The 15,204-nt window shown below is 37.2% G+C and carries 13 protein-coding genes; 6 read left to right on the plus strand and 7 right to left on the minus strand.

The genetic code is table 11. The annotated features are described in order from the left end of the window. Positions 1-18: 18 nt before the first annotated feature. From deoC to H561_RS0115870, 5 genes are all read right to left on the minus strand, one after another. The gene (deoC, locus tag H561_RS0115850) at positions 19-765 is read right to left on the minus strand and encodes a deoxyribose-phosphate aldolase (protein ID WP_027387908.1); all 747 of its coding nucleotides are present in this window, start codon (positions 763-765) and stop codon (positions 19-21) included. A 1-nt stretch (position 766) separates the two neighbouring features. Beyond that, entirely contained in the window at positions 767-1,237 is a 471-nt protein-coding gene (locus H561_RS0115855; protein ID WP_027387909.1) for an Lrp/AsnC ligand binding domain-containing protein, read from the minus strand. Between the two features lie 26 nt (positions 1,238-1,263). Beyond that, positions 1,264-2,199 carry an endonuclease/exonuclease/phosphatase family protein gene (locus H561_RS0115860; protein ID WP_027387910.1) on the minus strand — a complete coding sequence of 312 codons (936 nt, stop codon included), beginning with the start codon at positions 2,197-2,199 and terminating at the stop codon, positions 1,264-1,266. Positions 2,200-2,575: 376 nt separating this feature from the next. Further along, positions 2,576-3,247, minus strand: a complete 672-nt coding sequence (gene trmD / locus H561_RS0115865) for a tRNA (guanosine(37)-N1)-methyltransferase TrmD (protein WP_027387911.1) — start codon at positions 3,245-3,247, stop codon at positions 2,576-2,578. Continuing rightward, the gene (locus tag H561_RS0115870) at positions 3,244-4,506 is read right to left on the minus strand and encodes an NAD(P)/FAD-dependent oxidoreductase (protein ID WP_027387912.1); all 1,263 of its coding nucleotides are present in this window, start codon (positions 4,504-4,506) and stop codon (positions 3,244-3,246) included. The genes trmD and H561_RS0115870 overlap by 4 nt, the downstream gene beginning before the upstream one ends. Positions 4,507-4,572: 66 nt before the next feature. Here H561_RS0115870 and H561_RS0115875 point away from each other — a divergent pair, with 66 nt between their 5' ends. Further along, on the plus strand, positions 4,573-5,436 hold the full coding sequence (locus H561_RS0115875) for a glycoside hydrolase family 25 protein (protein WP_027387913.1): 864 nt from the start codon (positions 4,573-4,575) through the stop codon (positions 5,434-5,436). A 1-nt stretch (position 5,437) separates the two neighbouring features. On the opposite strand, the gene H561_RS0115880 is transcribed toward H561_RS0115875, so the two are convergent. After that, positions 5,438-6,568, minus strand: coding sequence for a peptidogalycan biosysnthesis protein (locus H561_RS0115880; RefSeq protein ID WP_027387914.1), 1,131 nt, complete (start codon positions 6,566-6,568; stop codon positions 5,438-5,440). Between the two features lie 163 nt (positions 6,569-6,731). Here H561_RS0115880 and H561_RS0115885 point away from each other — a divergent pair, with 163 nt between their 5' ends. Beyond that, positions 6,732-8,618: an ABC-F family ATP-binding cassette domain-containing protein gene (locus tag H561_RS0115885; RefSeq protein WP_027387915.1), complete on the plus strand. Its 1,887-nt coding sequence runs from the start codon at positions 6,732-6,734 to the stop codon at positions 8,616-8,618. 262 nt (positions 8,619-8,880) lie between these two features. Continuing rightward, positions 8,881-10,122: an alpha/beta fold hydrolase gene (locus H561_RS23400; RefSeq protein ID WP_051349410.1), complete on the plus strand. Its 1,242-nt coding sequence runs from the start codon at positions 8,881-8,883 to the stop codon at positions 10,120-10,122. A gap of 220 nt (positions 10,123-10,342) precedes the next feature. Here H561_RS23400 and H561_RS0115895 read toward each other — a convergent pair whose 3' ends face one another. Continuing rightward, the gene (locus H561_RS0115895) at positions 10,343-11,401 is read right to left on the minus strand and encodes a Gfo/Idh/MocA family oxidoreductase (RefSeq protein ID WP_027387916.1); all 1,059 of its coding nucleotides are present in this window, start codon (positions 11,399-11,401) and stop codon (positions 10,343-10,345) included. Between the two features lie 166 nt (positions 11,402-11,567). On the opposite strand from H561_RS0115895, the gene H561_RS0115900 reads away from it, so the two are divergent. The 3 genes from H561_RS0115900 to H561_RS0115910 all read left to right on the plus strand — a co-directional run bounded on the left by H561_RS0115900 (position 11,568) and on the right by H561_RS0115910 (position 15,099). Then, on the plus strand, positions 11,568-13,751 hold the full coding sequence (locus H561_RS0115900; RefSeq protein WP_027387917.1) for a TonB-dependent siderophore receptor: 2,184 nt from the start codon (positions 11,568-11,570) through the stop codon (positions 13,749-13,751). Positions 13,752-13,838: 87 nt separating this feature from the next. After that, positions 13,839-14,354, plus strand: coding sequence for a PepSY domain-containing protein (locus H561_RS0115905; protein ID WP_027387918.1), 516 nt, complete (start codon positions 13,839-13,841; stop codon positions 14,352-14,354). A 151-nt stretch (positions 14,355-14,505) separates the two neighbouring features. Further along, entirely contained in the window at positions 14,506-15,099 is a 594-nt protein-coding gene (locus H561_RS0115910) for a hypothetical protein (protein ID WP_027387919.1), read from the plus strand. The last annotated feature ends 105 nt before the right edge of the window (positions 15,100-15,204 follow it).

Raw genomic sequence — 15,204 nt, forward strand, 5'->3', positions numbered from 1 at the left:
TTTTTTTTATCTGATTTATTAATATCCTCTTGATCCAGACTCATCCTTTATTAAGGCCAGTGCTGAGGAAGTCCCTATTCTTTTTACCCCCATGCTGATCATTTTTTCTGCATCTTCCGGAGTCCTTACCCCTCCGGCCGCCTTTACGGAAAGTTTTCCGGCATGATCAATCATGATTTTTATGCCTTCAAATGTTGCTCCGTTGGGCTTTCCGTCTTTTGTCTCATAAAATCCTGTAGATGATTTGACGAATATTTTCGGAAGGTTATTTTCATGGAAACTCTCTTCCGCCCAGTTGGAAATATTCCGGGTAAGGTCAGCGATCTGCTCATCCGTCAGTGCTGCAATTTCAATGATCCATTTGGCCACTTTATGATGCTGTATACACAGCTGCGTACATTTTATAAATTCTTCTTTTACTGTATCCAGGTCTCCTTTCAGATAAGCCGGATAATTGATAACGAAGTCCAGTTCATCTGCTCCGTCGGCAATGGCTCTGGAGGCTTCCGCCAACTTCTCTTCCACAGAATAGGTTCCTTCGTGAAAACCGATCACGGTTCCTACGATGACTTCAGATTCCTTTTCGCGGATATAGTTTTTAATTTCAGCCACATATTCCGGACGGATCATCACGGCAAAAATTCCGTGATCCATCGCTTCCTGGGCAAGATCCTTGTCTTTCTGTAATGTTTCCTGATCTGAAAGCCCCGACTGCTGAGGTGTTTTCAGGTAAGTTGAATCCAAATACTGAGCAATATTCATCATATTATACTTTCAATTGTCTGTAAATTCCCTGTTCCAAAGATATGAAAGTTTCCGTTCTTGTCACGCCTTTCAGCTTCTGAAGTTTGCTCAGAATCTGCATCAGGTGATCATTGTCTTTACAGAGTACTTTTAGGAAAATGGTATAATTCCCTGTAGTATAATGGGCTTCTACCACTTCATTGATATCTTTTAGAGATTTTACCATATCGGGGTAATGGCTTGGCTTATCAAGAAAAACGCCTATGTAAGAAATAACTTTATACCCAATCTTTTTAGGGTTAAGAAATGAAATTGAATTTTCAATGACTCCTGCCTGCTCAAGCTTTTTAATCCGCTGATGCACTGCAGTGGTGGATATTCCGATATTTTTAGAAATGTGGGCTAAAGATGTTTTGGCATTATCCATCAGCATATAAATAATTTCTTTGTCAATTGAGTCTAACTGGTAGCTCGTGTCATCTGAATTTTTCATACTTTATTTATGTTTTTGCATTTTTATTATAAGTCCCTGAACCTTACAAAAACCGGGAAATGATCACTATAGCCGCCCAGGTACCGTGTGCCTGAATAGGTGCGAAAGGGCCGGCCTTCAAACTTCCTGTCACGGCTGCTTATCTTACCGGAACTGAACACTTCCGCATCCTGAAAAGAAAGTACATTATCATTACTGAAAAATGACTTTGACAATATAATCTGATCAAACAACAGTCCTGACCTGTAATGAAAAGTAGAATATCTTTTTGCTGAGAACAACTGCTGAAACGGATTTTCCAATACTTTGTTCTGCAGGTCATCATAAAGAACTTTTACCAAATTTTCATCATCCGGGTTTTCGTTAAAGTCACCACAGAAAATTACATTTTTTTCATTATGACCCATGAGAGTCAAAATTCTTTTCCGTACTTCATTGAGTATAAAAGCCCTTTTCGGGCCATTAATGTTCTTTTCCCGCTGAGAAGGAAGATGAGCAATAAAAACATCAATTTCCTTTCCTTTATATTTTACTTTTGAGTAAAGGACATCTCTGGTAGTATCATAATTTTCTGTGCTTTTGTCTGAAGTTTCAAATAAAAAGGTAATGGCTTCTGAATGTATAATTTCAATCTTACGTTTGTCATACAGCATTGCCACATCAACTTTTCTTTCATCCATAGAGTTGTAATGCACAATCCCATATTCAGAATTAAAAGGTTCCTTCTGTACAAGATCCTCCAATACTTTCCTGCCGGAAACTTCGGACAGGCCTATCATGAATGGCAGTATCCCGTTATCTTCCTTTATTAACTTAAAAACGTGTGCTATCCTGAAGAGTTTATTCTGATATTTTCTCTCATCCCAATTTCTCAGGCCCGAATTTGTAGGGTCCAATTTATGTTTCGGCTTGGGATCAGGTAGAAATAAATTTTCAACGTTGTAAAAACTGAACAGCTCCATTAACACGCTTTGCTAAAATTCATTAAAATTATCATTTGATTCTGTATGTAAATTTATTATTTTATTTAATATTCAATTAATATTTTCATAAAATTTTCAGGTTAATTTTACATTTAAGACAGGAATTTTGAAAGAAAATTTTAAATTAAAATAACCATAAACGATTGACTTTTTTCACTTTTACAAAAGCGAAGAATTTAAAATAAAAGCACAAAATCATATAAATCTTCTTTTTGAAGAAATAATATATTCATATCTAATATTTTAATGGGATATTTTTAAGTATAAGTTAAAATTTTAAGATTATCATCCCGATTTGGTTCATCAGGATATAAAAATTCCAACAACAGGGAAATAAAATATCAGTTATTGCTTTTTACAGTAAATCCGGCCGCTTTTCCTGGGTAATCCTTACAGCTTCATCATGGCGCCATTCTTCTATTTTGGGGAAATTTCCGCTTAAAAGAATCTTGGGAACTTCTAATTCTTTATACACTTCAGGTCTGGTATAGATCGGCGGAGAAAGAAGATCATCCTGGAAACTGTCTGTCAAAGCGCTTTGCTCATCATTCAGAACTCCGGGAAGCAGACGGATCACGGAATCTGCCAGAACACAGGCTGCCAGTTCGCCTCCGGTAAGAACATAATCGCCGATTGAAATTTCTTTCGTAATATGCAGATCTCTTACGCGCTGGTCAATGCCTTTATAGTGTCCGCACAGAAAGATCAGGTTATTTTTAATAGAAAGCGTATTGGCAATCTTCTGATTTAAAGTGATTCCATCCGGTGTCAGGTAAATAATCTCATCATATTCCCTTTGAGACTTCAGCTCCATAATGCATTTATCGATGGGCTCCACCATCATCACCATCCCGGCTCCGCCTCCATAAGGCTCATCATCGATCTGCCTGTGTTTGTTGATGGCCCAATCCCTCAACTGGTGAAAATGCACTTCCGCCAAACCCTTGTCCATAGCTCTTTTTAAAATAGAAGTCCTGAACGGGCTTTCCATCAGTTCAGGAAGCACGCTTATAATATCAATTCTCATTGTAATGTTTCGTTTTTCTTATTCGGCAAAATAATTAATCGCAGAGAGGAATCCTTGTTGAAATAGCTCCACATCCAGTTAAAAAACACAGCCAGCTTATTTCTTACACTTAAGATCAGCATTAAGTGCAGAAACATCCAGAAATACCAGGCGAAGAGCCCCTGAAATTTAATAAACGGTAAATCGACTACGGCCCTGTGTTTCCCGATGGTTGCTAAAGAGCCCCTGTCGTCATATTCATATTCTTCCCAGTCATTGCCGTTTTTCTTTAAAATATTCCTTCCTAAATTCTTTGCCTGATTGATTGCTACATTGGCTACCTGCGGATGCCCCTGCGGGTATTTCGGGGTCTCCATGTAGGCAATATCGCCGATGGCAAAAACATTATCGTACCCTTTTATCTTATTATAACGGTCTGTTATGTACCGGTTTCTGATCAGTTTTTCCTGAGGAAATCCATCCACCACATTTCCCGTTACTCCGGCGGCCCAGATCACATTATTGGAAGGGATGGTTTTTCCGCTCTTCATAAATACTTTATCCCCGTCATAATCCGTTACATATTCCTGACTGAGAAAAAGAACGCCCAAATCTTTCAGGTATTGTTCAGATTTTTCCTGAGCTTCTTTACTCATGACGGCCAGAGGTTTTTCTGTGGAGCTTACCAGAATGATCTGAAGATGATCGAAATTCATATAAGGATAATCCCTGGGAAGGATTTCTTTTTTCATTTCAGAAAAAGCGCCTGCCAGTTCTACGCCGGTCGGGCCGCTTCCTACGATCACAATATTCCAGTTGCCGTCGTCACTCCTGCTTTTCTCAATAATCAGCCTTTCAAAGGTCATCAGCACATGGTTCCTGATGCTGATGGCTTCCTGGGTATTTTTCATTCCGAAAGCACGGCCTTCAAGATCTTTGTTCCCGAAGAAATTGGTTTTGCATCCGGTTGCTATCACCAGTTTGTCATAGCTGAACTCTGCCTCGTCTGTAATGACTTTATTATTGGCAGCATCAATTGACCTGACTTCTGTCAGACGGAACTGGGTATTCCTGGAACGCTGAAAAATTTTCCTGAACGGGAAAGAAATATTGGAAGGCTCGATCCTTCCGCACGCTACCTGATAGAAAAGAGGTTGAAACATATGATGGTTGACCCGGTCTAAAACAAGTACTTTCTTATTCTTGTTATTTAATGTTTTCGCAAGCTGCAGCCCCGCAAAACCTCCTCCTATGATGATGATCTTTTCGCGTGTTTCCATAGTACACAAATTTACTGATTTTATTTAGCATTTAGCAGTGAAAAAAAGTTAGTTTTACAAAACTTTATGCCACAAAAAAAGTACAGCAAAAAGACCGCCAGAAAGATTCATCAGAACCGCCGGAAAACTTACTTTTTCCGGCGTAAAGTGGTATTGGGCCTTCTGATTATTGCCCTCATTGGAACAGGGATATATCTGAAACAGTCGATCAGTTACTATTATGCGCTGTATTTTAATAAATTCACCCACAAAAAGCTCCATAACAGCGAGAATGAAACTCTGAGGATCCAGAGAATTCTTTCAGACAATCTTGATAAGACTTATGGATTCGATATTTCCCATTATCAGAATACAGAAGATATCAGCTGGGACAGCCTGAGCATCGGCAATAAAACCATTCCCCTTGAATTTGTCGTAATGCGCGCCACCATGGGGAACCGCAATGCCGATAAACATTTCAGTGAATTCTGGGAACAGGCGAAAAAGCATAAACTGATCCGCGGAGCATATCATTTTTACCGGGGCGATGAAGATCCCGTTATCCAGGCGAATAACTTTCTTGAAAATGTAAAGCTGGAAAGCGGAGACCTTCCTCCGATTCTTGATATTGAAAAAATACCGAAACGTAAAACCAGTCAGAAATTAATTGAAGACCTGAAAATCTGGTGTAAAATCGTTGAGGAAACATACGGAGAAAAGCCAATTATTTACACTTATTATCACTACTACAAAGATTTCCTGAAAGGTGAATTTGATGACTATCCGCTTTGGCTGGCCAATTACAATGAGGTCCCGGCACCGTCACCTGAGGGCAACTGGAACTTCTGGCAGTTCACGGAGAACGGGATTGTTTACGGGATCAACACCAAAGTTGATCTGGATATTTACAACGGCGGAATCTGGTCTTTAAAAAGTCTGACTCTGGATTAATTTATTTGAACGGTTTTCTCTGAACCCATTCGGTTTTGGGATTGAGAGACGTGAAAATCCGCCCCATAAACCGATTGATAAAAGGATTATGATGTCTGATCAATCCGAAAATCTCTACAGGTTGCGCACCGACCGTAGATTTGATTTCCAAAGCCGTTCTTCCGAAAATAATACGGTTAAATTTTTCATGAATTCCGAATTCTACCATATCCAAAAGCATATTCAGATAAATCTGTTTTTCTTTTTGCAGGTCTTTGTCGTAACCGAGAAAGTAAGTATCGATATCTTGATTGTTGAGAATTAAAGTATAAAAACCGATCAGTTTTTCATCCAGATAATACCCGAAAACCCTGAAATTCCTTTTCAGTGATTCTTTCATACTTTTAAAATGATTTTCTGTAAGGAAAAATGTATTGAAAGGGGCATTTTCCGCAACATTCTGGTACAGCAGATTCATTTCTTTCTGATGCTTTTCAATTTCATCAGGATGCATTTCGGCTTTTGAAATCCCATCGCTTTTTTTCTTTGCGGATTTGGCCCGGGTCCGGTATTTTGTTAAGAAAGCACTGAGATAATCATCAAAAGTCAACCAGTTTCCCTGAAGCTTTAAAATCATATTCGGCTGAACGGAAAATCTGAAAAAAGACTGATGATTTTTACCCTGAAAATGGCTGATAAAACCCGACTGGTAATCTTTATAAATAATGAGCGAGGTTTTTCCTTCCTGTTTCTGCATTTCCTGAACAGCTTCGTCCAATAGTGGAATAACCTGATCAGCGGTGATTTTTGACGCATCAAAATAAAATCCGTTTTGCCCGGTGAGCATATTGTTCCCCAGGATCATCACATTTTTACTGAACTTTTTTGCCACGAAATTTTTCATACCGTAAAAAGCATGGTCTCTCTGAAAAGTTTTATGCCGAATAAAATTTAAATATTGAAACAAGGCACCGCCGATCAATTCACCGGCTAAGAAAAATCCCACATAAAAACATTTCATGTTTTCGGGACCTGAAGTTTCTAAAGCTTCCAAATATTCTTTAGACAACATAATATTATGCTGCCCGATGACATGGTTCCAGTCACCGGGGATTTCTGACGAAGATTTATATTTTTTAAAAGTATAAGACATGAAAAAGACTACAAATGTAGCCTATATTTTAAATAGTTTGAATTTTATTTCGGAGCATGGGAGTAAATCTGTCAATGGCATTTGCATCATAATTTAACGCTTTTTTTATTTTTAAAAATCCCGCTTAATTTCCGTATTTTTGCACCACAAAATTTGGATATCAATGAATTACGTTGCGGCAGAGAATCTTACAAAATCTTTCGGGATAAAAACTTTATTTAAAAACATTTCTTTCAACATCAATGAAGGTGACAAAATTGCTATTGTTGCCAAAAACGGAAGCGGAAAATCTACTCTGCTGAAAATTTTAATGGGTAAAGAAATCGCAGACAGCGGCTCGGTAATCATTAATAAAGATATTCAGGTGGTTTTATTTGATCAGGAAATTGATTTTGAATCTGACCTGACGATTGAAGAATTTATGATGACTTTAGATTCGGCACCGATCAGGGCATTGAAAAATTATCACAAATCCCTGTTGTCAGACGATCATGATTTTATGGAAAAAGCTTTGGCTGAAATGGAAATCCATAAAGCATGGGATCTTGAAAACGAGATGACCCAGATCCTTTCTCAGCTGAAAATCACAGATCTCGAGGCCAAAATGGGAATGCTTTCCGGCGGACAGATCAAACGTGTTGCCCTGGCAAAACTTTTAACCGAAACAAGAGCAGAACACCGCCATACCCTTCTTATCATGGATGAGCCTACCAACCACCTGGATGTGGAAATGGTAGAATGGCTTGAAAATTACCTGAACAAGGCTAAAATCACGCTTCTTCTTGTAACGCACGACCGTTATTTCCTCGATGCAGTGTGTGGAATTATCTGGGAAATGGAAGATCAGAACCTGTATTTCCATAACGGATCTTACGCAACTTATCTTGAGAACAAGATGATTCGCGAAGACAATATGAATTCGACAATCGATAAAGCCAACAACCTCTACAGAAAGGAACTGGAATGGATGCGGAGACAGCCCAAAGCGAGAACGACAAAATCAAAATCGAGGCAGGATGACTTTTACGAAACTGAAAAAATAGCCAAAACCGACACCCGGAAAGAATCTCTTGAGCTCGATTTTGAAATGAAGAGACTGGGCAACAAAATTCTTGAGCTGAAAGATATTTCTAAAAGTTATGGCGATAAATTGTTGCTGAAAGATTTCAGCTATTCATTCCAGCGGGGTGAGAAAGTAGGCATTGTAGGGAAAAACGGGGCAGGAAAATCTACTTTACTGAATATCATTCAAGGATTTGAACCGAAAGATTCCGGGGAAATTGAAACGGGAGAAACCATCAAATTCGGATATTTTTCCCAGAAAGGACTGAAATATAAGGAAGACGAAAGAGTCATTGACTTCATTAAAGAAATTTCTGAGAATTTCCCTCTGGCAAACGGCAGAACCATTTCTGCATCACAATTTTTAAGGTTATTCTTATTTGACGACCAAACGCAGTACTCCCCGATTTCCAAACTTTCGGGCGGTGAAAAAAGAAGGCTGCATCTGATGTACATCTTGTATCAGAATCCAAACTTTTTAATTTTTGATGAGCCTACGAATGATCTGGATCTTCCGACCTTAACAGTTTTGGAAAATTTCTTACTGAACTTTCAGGGGAGCCTGATTATCGTTTCCCACGACAGGTATTTTATGGACAGAATCGTTGATCATATTTTAGCATTTGAGGGCGAAGGGAAAATCAAAGATTTTGTGGGAAATTTTTCGGAATACCGGGAAAATCTGAAGCTGGAAGAAAAGAACCCCAAACCTGTAGCCGCGCCAAAAGCTGAAACGCCTGTTGCTGCTGTTGCTGCACCCATCGTAAAACCACAGGATCCAAAGAGAAAGCTTTCTTTCAAAGAACAGCGTGAACTGGAAACGATTGAAAAAGAGATCCCCGAATTTGAAGCAAAAAGAGCGGCAATATTAGAGCAACTGAACAATGAAGCTGATTATGATAAAATTTCAAAACTTTCTGCAGAACTGGAAAATCTTTCAGAAAAACTGGAAAACCATGAAATGAGGTGGCTGGACCTTCAGGACTAGATATACATTCACAATACAAGCTGTTCAACCTCGTTTGAACAGCTTTTTTTTAAATCAAAACTTAAAACGAAATCATAGCAATTTCAAGCAGATGACCCTCTGTTTAAAATTAATAATGCGTAAAATTTTCCCTTCTGAATTATTATTCCTATGTTTATGTTTAGAACATAATTCTAGCCTTTTGATTTCTTATCTTATCATTTAAAAACTTTAACCTACCATGCTGAAACTTAACTTTAAGCTATTTATTTTTATAATATTCATGACTTTTTCAAAAATATCCGGACAATATTTCATGGTTTGCCAACCCATCGAAATTGAAAAATATCGCGGAAAGAACTTTATTCTTGAGGGGAAAATATTATATAATAACGAAATTAAAAACAATTCCTGGGTTGTTTTATCTGCGCTTTTCGTAGATGAAAAGGGGACAGGAATGAAAAACATATATAATGATGATGCCGAAGTTTATTATAAAAAAGGAGATTGGAGCTCTTATCAGCTTCAGGGAAAGATAGAGAAAAAAGCAAAATATATAGCCGTAGGAATTACTGTTGCCGGATTGGGAAGTTATCATGTTGATGATTTTAAATTATTTGTACAGGATGGAAAGAATAAAATAGAAATTCCTTTAAGAAATGCTGGTTTTGAAGATACTTCATTAACTCCCTGGCAATCACATAATATTGATAAGGATACAAAATTATCTCTTGCGAATGATAAACAGTTTTCGGGGAAACAATCACTGTTCATTGATAATTCTAACGTTAAAACAATACCAAATTTTGGGAATAATGAGGCCGCCGGAAAGTTTATGGATGTGAATGGTGTTAAGCTTTACTATGAAGTGTACGGGGAAGGAGAACCGCTCTTGCTGATTCATGGAAACAATGCATCAATGGGAAGTTTTGACAAACAGCTTGATATTTTGAGCAAAAAATACAGAGTGGTCGGCTTAGACAGCCGCGGCCAGGGAATGTCAACATCTGATGATAAAAAATTAACGTATGAACTGATGGCTGATGATGTGAATGTTTTCTTAGACAAAATGAATCTGAAAAATGTAAATATCCTGGGCTGGAGCGACGGAGGAAATATTGCCGTCATTTTAGCAATGGAACATCCTGATAAGGTAAAAAAAATGGCCATTATGGGGACTGTGCTCTATAATAATAAGACTTCCGTATTTCCTGAAATCAACAAAATACTGAATGACCAGATAAAGGAAATGAAAAAGAACGGAATAGCGGAAAGCGATATGAATTACCGCCTTAAAATTCTTCTCCTCACAGAACCCAATATTAATCCTGATTCTTTAAAGAAAATAAAAGCACCGACTCTGGTAATGGCAGGCGAACATGATGTAATGCCTGAAAAACACACAAAGCTGATCGCTGATAAAATACCCAACAGTAAAATTTTAATTTTTAAAGGGGCGGACCATGAAGCCCCGATGAAAATTTCCGAGAAATTCAATAAAGCTGTTTTAGAGTTTTTTGAATAGTTCTGTTTAGATTTGCTTCGGCATGAAATTAAAGAAGAAGTTAGATACTGAATATCTAACTTTTTCTTATCATTGTAAAAATACTATAAAAAAGAAACGCAATTCCTAATAATAGAAAACCATATTTCAGGTACTTATTATCTTCCACCAATGTGAACCCTATTCCGACAAACAAAAGACCGATGACTACAAAACTTGAACTTCTGTTTTGCATAATCTTTTAATCTAGATTTATAATTTTACCATTCTTTGCACTTTCCAAAGCCGCATCAATAATTTTCATATTCTTAATAATTTCTTCTGCTGGAGAAGGCAGCACGTATCCGAAAACAACGAATTCATATATTTGCTGATAATAATTCATATAATTTCCAGGCTCGCTTGAGATAAGAATTCTTTCGGTCTCTTTCCGGTCGTTTAAGAAATTAAGGATTCCGTCTGCTGTTGCTAATGGCAGCGTCCAGTCCTGTCCGTATGCAGGAACATTTCCTGAGACCAGTTCGTTTTCCTGATTATCCGTTCTCTCTTGTAAAAAACTGCCGTTATCCCCATAAACCGCATAGGCATAATGTGCTTCCTTGGTGAAAACAGAAGACTTTAACCGTACCCTCAGGTTATTGGGATAGTATAAAATAATTTCAAAATAATCATTGGCATACGCCTCTCCTTTCATAGAAAACACATCTGCAAAAAGTTTTTCAGGGAATCCGAAGTACTGTACGGCCTGATCGACCAGATGCGCACCCAAATCATGTAAAGATCCGGAACCCGTAGCTTCAGGATTTTCTTTATGTTCTTTTCCGCTGGCTTCCGTCCTGAATCTGTCGAAACGGATTTCCGCTTCTCTGATTGCTCCAAGATTTCCTTCGCTTATGATTTTCTGCACCTGAATATAATCACGGTCGAATCTTCTGTTCTGGTAAACACTCAGAAACAGGCCTTTTTCTTCGGCAAGCCTCACCAGTTCTTCTGCTTCGGATACATTTACCGTGAAAGGTTTTTCTACAATAACATTCTTCCCTGATTCGAGTGCCATTTTGGTATATTCAAAATGAGTCTGGACCGGAGTGTTGATTACCACCAGCTCTATATCTGCACTCTTCAGCATTTCTTCTACCGAACGATAGATGGCGGCATCAGGATATTTTTCTTTAGAATCTTCCTTGCTTCTCTCTACGATAGCAGATAAAAAAAATCCAGGATGCTCTTTTAAAAACGGTGCGTGAAATACTTTTCCGCTCATTCCGAAGGCACACAGCCCTGTTTTGATCAATTGCATACAATTATTTTTAACAAAGTTATTGATAAAAGCCTGCAATTCAACGACCAAAAGCAAAACAAATCTTTGTATGAGATGATAAATGTCACTTATTAATTTGTATTAATTCTAAATAATAATATACTTTTGCACTTTATTTAAAACTATTCTAAATAACAACAAACTCATGAAAAAACAGCTGGTAACCTTAGGATTATTATTCACAGCCGTATCCTTAGGAGCACAAATGAAAAACATTGATTCTGATACGATTAAAATCCAGATCATTGAAGATGTTAATCTCCATAAAACCGGAAACCCGAATAAAGCAAAGCCGTTATCGACAAAATCAAACCTGACGGTGATGGAAACTCCACAGCCAATCGCCATCGTTACCCATGAAATCATCGAGCAGCAACAAGCCAAGCAGCTGAGTGATGTTATTAAAAATGTCAATGGTATCTATCTTACGTCGGCAAGGGGCGGTTCTCAAGACAGCTTTGGAGGACGTGGTTTTACTTTTGGGAATGACAATATTTTTAAAAATGGAGCAAGGGTAAATAGTGGTGTTTTCCCAGAAGTAACAGGTTTAGAAAGAGTTGAAGTTTTGAAAGGATCAAATGCGATGCTTTATGGAAACGTAGGCCCTGGAGGAATTGTAAATCTAATCACAAAAAAGCCCAAATTTGAATTTGGCGGTGCAGTAGGTTTTAATGCTGGTAGTTGGAATTCATATAAACCTACAGTCGATCTATACGGTCCATTATCAAAAAGCATAGCATTCAGAGTGAATGGGGCTTATGAGTATGCCGAAAGTTTTAGAGATTTAGTACAATCTAAAAAGAATTATTTTAATCCTTCTTTTGTCTTTAATATTAGCAATAATACTCAGTTAATTGTAGAAGGGGATTATTTATATCATACATTTACACCGGATTTTGGAATTGGAAGTGTTACAGACAATGCCACAGGAATTTCAAGACTAGCTACTGAAATCAACAGAAATAAATTCTTAGGAACTAGTTGGCAATACCAAACAAATCAGCAGGCTACAACAGATGTTATTTTAAATCATAAGATAAATAATAACTGGTCTTTAAATGCAGTGGCTTCTTATCAAAATTATACAAAAGACTATTTTTCTACTGAAAGAGTACAATGGAGTTATGATTCTTCAAAAAATAATTTAATTCCTACATGGACCAGACCATTAGGCAGAAGTTATACTGAACAAAATTATACTTCACTACAGATTAATTTAAATGGAGAATTTAATACTGGAGCTGTAAATCATAAACTATTATTTGGTACTGATGGTGATTATGGAATAGCAGATACTTACGCTTATAAAATAGACACCAATACTCCTGTTATATTGTCCCTAAATAATTCTTCAACATGGATAAATGAAGGACAAATGCCAAATACCAATAGAACATCTAGGAATAGAATAAATACAAAGAGATATGGTTTTTATATTCAGGACTTGATTAGTTTAACAAAACAATTCAAAATTCTAGCTGGTATACGTTGGTCAAGTATCCAAAATAATGACACAAAAGTGAAAAATTTCTTAACTAATGAAGAAATCCCTACATCAAATAGTGGTACAAAAGAGACAGCATTTTCTCCAAAAATTGGATTAATTTATAACCCTGATGAAAATCTTTCTGTTTTTGCTACCTATACAAACTCATTTGCCCCAAATGCTGGCTTTGATGAGTCGGGAAGCGCTTTAAAAGCATCTACTGTAGATCAATATGAAATAGGTATTAAAAAAAATCTTTTGAATAATGCTTTAGCCGTAAATCTTACTGCTTATCAAATTAATAATAGAGATACTTACACAGCTCCCTATTTATCAACTGGAGCTGTTGCTCTTTATAGAGTTTATGCAGGAAATATCAGAAGTAGAGGAGTTGAATTAGACATTACTGGAAATCCAATAACCAATTTATCATTAATAGGTGGAGTCTCTTATAATAATGCAGTTTATACTAAAACTCCGGACAATGGTTTTGTAGAAGATCAAAGATTGGTAAGGACGCCAGCATTAACTACTAATTCATCTGCGTTTTATACTTTTACAGATTTTGCTAAAGGATTGAAAATTGGAGCAACAGTATTTTACACCGGCGACAGAAAAGCGGGATGGAATGACGTAAAAGGTCAAAAACAAGTAACCAGAATGATCGATGTGGGAGGATTTACAACTGTAGATTTCAGCGTCGGCTACGAATGGAAAAAATTCATGATCCAGGGAAGAGTAGGAAATTTATTTGATGCAGAGAATTACAATGTTCACGAGAATTATTCCGTAAACCCGATTACGCCAAGAAACTATTATGCTACACTGACCTATAAACTGTAAAAAAACAGAATCAATAATTTCTTCAGTTAAAGTGGAAGTTGCATTTTTGCAGTTTCCACTTTTGAAATTTAAAATAAACAATACGATATGGATAAGATCAAAGATACGAGAACCTTTATGAGAATTACCCACCGCTACCTGGGCTACTTCCTGGCAGGAATTATGGTGGTTTATGCCGTAAGCGGGGTCCTGCTGGTATACCGGGATACCGATTTTCTGAAAAAAGAAAAAAAATATGAAAACACAATCGGTAAAAACCTGTCTGAGAAAGAACTGGGGAAAGAGCTGAAGATAAAAAACTTTGAAGTCCAGAAAACGGACGGCCCTGTTCTGAAATTCAAACAGGGAACCTATAATGCTACAACGGGAGAGGCAAAATATGCAAAAAAAGAGCTTCCTTTTGTATTGGATAAAATGACGAAGCTTCATAAATCCCAGTCAAAAGATACACTTTCGCCTTTAAATACTTTTTTCGGTATTGCTTTATTCTTTTTTGTGATCTCCAGTTTCTGGATGTTTAATCCAAAGACCAAAGCTTTTAAACGCGGAATGATATTCACCGTGGCAGGGCTTGTAGCCGCTATTATCTTACTGTTGGTATAAAATCCCTGTCTTAACCTACCACGGAATTTCATGTAATACGCTTTATTATTAGATTCCCGCTGACAAAGTTCACCATGTTTGGAAGACTATGGCACATTTATTGTTTTTCTGATAGCACAAATAATAAGCATTACATATTAAATTATAAATTATGAAAAAATTAATTTTATCAGGAATATTGGCTGTTGCAGGCCTAACTACAACTGCTAATGCTCAGATTCAGAAAGGTAACTGGATGGTAGGAAGTAGCATTTTATCCAGCAATTTCGGATTGAATACCGGAGCAGGATACGATATCAAACTTCAGCCGAGAGCTGCTTATTTTATTGAAGATAACGTTGCAGTAGGAGGTTATGTTACTTTAGGGTTCTCCAAACCTGGTGCAGGACAATCGACACAATTTGATTATGGTGTAGGTGCTTTAGGTCGGTACTTTATTTCTCCGGGAGAAAAAGGTGTTGACAATTTATTGAATCACGGCAGATGGTTCTTAGAAGGTAATGTAGGTGTAGGTGGATTTAACGTTGAAAACGGTATTTCTACTACAGGTTTAGACTTTGGTGTAGGTCCTGGTTATTCTTATTTTATCACTCCGAACATCGGTGTTGAAGGTTTAGTAAAATACAACGGAGTTACCGGTTTTGGAAATGAAGGATTAACATCAAGAATCAGCTTCAATGTTGGTTTCAGTATTTACCTTCCTACTTCTAAAGGAAAAGACGTTGTAAACGACGTACAAAATTAATCAATCACTTCACACACAACATATCACGTTTTATACGTACATTGAAATCGCCGCAGAACTTCTGCGGCGATTTTCATCAAAATAAAACTAAACTATAAAAAATCA

The organism is Chryseobacterium gregarium DSM 19109, from assembly GCF_000430845.1.
Lineage (GTDB): Bacteria > Bacteroidota > Bacteroidia > Flavobacteriales > Weeksellaceae > Chryseobacterium > Chryseobacterium gregarium.